General features: G+C 70.4%; 3 protein-coding genes. All 3 read left to right on the forward strand.

Going from position 1 to position 2,154, the window contains the following annotated elements:
- A partial coding sequence (gene dmpG / locus ACFHW0_RS31570; RefSeq protein WP_416613278.1) for a 4-hydroxy-2-oxovalerate aldolase occupies positions 1-945 on the forward strand: 945 nt, incomplete at its 5' end.
- Positions 942-1,715, forward strand: a complete 774-nt coding sequence (locus tag ACFHW0_RS31575) for a 2-keto-4-pentenoate hydratase (RefSeq protein WP_416613279.1) — start codon at positions 942-944, stop codon at positions 1,713-1,715. The genes dmpG and ACFHW0_RS31575, both read left to right, overlap by 4 nt.
- Positions 1,712-2,154 (forward strand): RidA family protein (locus ACFHW0_RS31580; protein ID WP_416613280.1); only part of this gene is annotated, 443 nt, incomplete at its 3' end. The genes ACFHW0_RS31575 and ACFHW0_RS31580, both read left to right, overlap by 4 nt.

The raw sequence follows: 2,154 nt of genomic DNA on the forward strand, positions 1-2,154 counted from the left end.
GGGGTGGCCGCGATCGAGGTCGCCCACGGCGACGGGTTGGCCGGTTCCAGTGTGAACTACGGTCACGGTGCGGCCAGTGACGCCGAGTGGATTTCGGCGGCGGCCGAGGTGATGACGTCGGCGAAGCTGACGACGTTGTTGCTGCCGGGGATCGGCACGATCGCGGATCTGAAGGCGGCGAAGGCCCTCGGCGTGACGAGTGTGCGCATCGCCACCCACTGCACGGAGGCGGACATCTCCGCGCAGCACATCGCGTGGGCGCGGGAGAACGGCATGGACGTGGCCGGGTTCCTGATGATGTCGCACATGAACGACCCGGTCGGTTTGGCCGGGCAGGCGAAGTTGATGGAGTCGTACGGGGCGCACTGCGTCTACGTCACCGACTCCGGCGGCCGCCTACTCATGTCCGATGTGGCCGAGCGGGTGGACGCGTACCGGCAGGTGCTAAAGCCGGACACGCAGATCGGTATCCACGCCCACCACAACCTGTCCCTCGGTGTGGCGAACAGTGTGGTCGCGGTCGAGCACGGCCGCATCGCTGGCGACGGCCCGCTCGGTTCCCCGTCGGGGCGCACGGTGCGGGTGGACGCGTCGCTGGCGGGGCAGGGCGCCGGGGCCGGCAACGCGCCGCTGGAGGTGTTCGTGGCCGTCGCGGAGTTGCACGGTTGGCAGCACGGTTGTGACGTGTTCGCCCTGATGGACGCCGCCGACGACATTGTGCGGCCGTTGCAGGACCGGCCGGTGCAGGTCGACCGGGAAACCCTCTCCCTCGGCTACGCGGGGGTGTATTCGAGTTTCCTGCGGCATGCCGAGCGGGCCTCGGACAAGTACGGGGTGGACGTGCGCTCGATCCTGGTCGAGTTGGGTCGCCGCCGCATGGTCGGCGGGCAGGAGGACATGATCGTGGACGTGGCACTGGACCTCGCCGGCAAGGAGAAATCATGATCGGGCCGGACACCGCCGGTATCGCCGAGCGCCTCGGCGTGGCGGCCGACACCGCCACCGCCATCGCGCAGTTGGCCGCCGAGACCGGCCTGGACGTCGACGCCGCGTACGCGGTGCAGACCGCGTTGATCCAGCGTCGCCTCGACCGCGGCGAGCTCCTGGTGGGGTTGAAGATGGGGCTGACCAGCAAGGCGAAGATGGCGCAGGTCGGCGTGGACGAGGTCATCTGGGGTCGCCTCACCGACACCATGCGCGTCCCCGACGGCGGCACCCTCGACGTCGGAGCCTTCATCCATCCCCGGGTGGAGCCGGAGGTGGCGTTCCTGCTCGACCGCCTCCCCGAACCCGGCGAACCGGTCGGTGACTTCACCGACGCCGTCCGCGCGGTCGCCCCCGCGATCGAGGTCATCGACTCCCGCTACGCCAACTTCACGTTCTCCCTGCCGGATGTCATCGCCGACAACACCTCCGCCGCCGCGTTCACCATCGGCCCCTGGTCGCCGGTGCCCGACGGCCTCGACAACCTCGGCGTGCTGCTGGAGATCGACGGACGCGTCACGCAGGTCGGCTCCACCGCCGCGATCCTCGGCGACCCCCGCCGCGCCCTCGACGAAGGCATCCGCCTCGCCGGCCGCCACGGCGTACGCCTACGCGAAGGCTGGGTCTTCCTCGCCGGCGCCGCCACCGCCGCCGTCCCGCTGCGTCCCGGCGCCCACGTCCGCGCCGTCGTCGAACACCTCGGCACCGCCACCCTGCGAGCATCGGCATGACCACAAGCCACGGCACGACCGCGAGCCACGGCACGACCGTCGGCCACGGCACGGGCGCCCAGGCGCACGTCGTCGCCGGCAAGGCCGTCCCCCGCGGGGCGTTCCCCCACGTCAAGGTCGCCGGCGGCTTCGTCTTCGTCTCCGGCACCTCCTCACGCCGACCCGACAACACCTTCGCCGGCGTCGAGGTCGACGAGTTCGGCACCACCAACCTCGACATCCGCGCACAAACCAGAGCCGTCATCGACAACATCGCCGACCTGCTGCGCACCGTCGGCGCCGACCTGACCGACCTCGTCCAGGTCACCACCTACCTCGTCAACATGAACGACTTCGGCGGCTACAACCAGGTCTGGGCCGAGTACTTCGACGCCACCGGCCCCACCCGCACCACCGTCGCCGTGCACCAACTACCCCACCCGCACCTGCTCATCGAGAT

Origin of the sequence: Micromonospora sp. LOL_025, assembly GCF_048060285.1 — a bacterium.
GTDB lineage: Bacteria > Actinomycetota > Actinomycetes > Mycobacteriales > Micromonosporaceae > Micromonospora.

What these genes read in the sequence shown, in the direction of transcription:
- ACFHW0_RS31575 (WP_416613279.1), top strand. Translation starts at nt 942, where the DNA reads ATGATCGGGCCGGACACCGCCGGTATCGCCGAGCGCCTCGGCGTGGCG.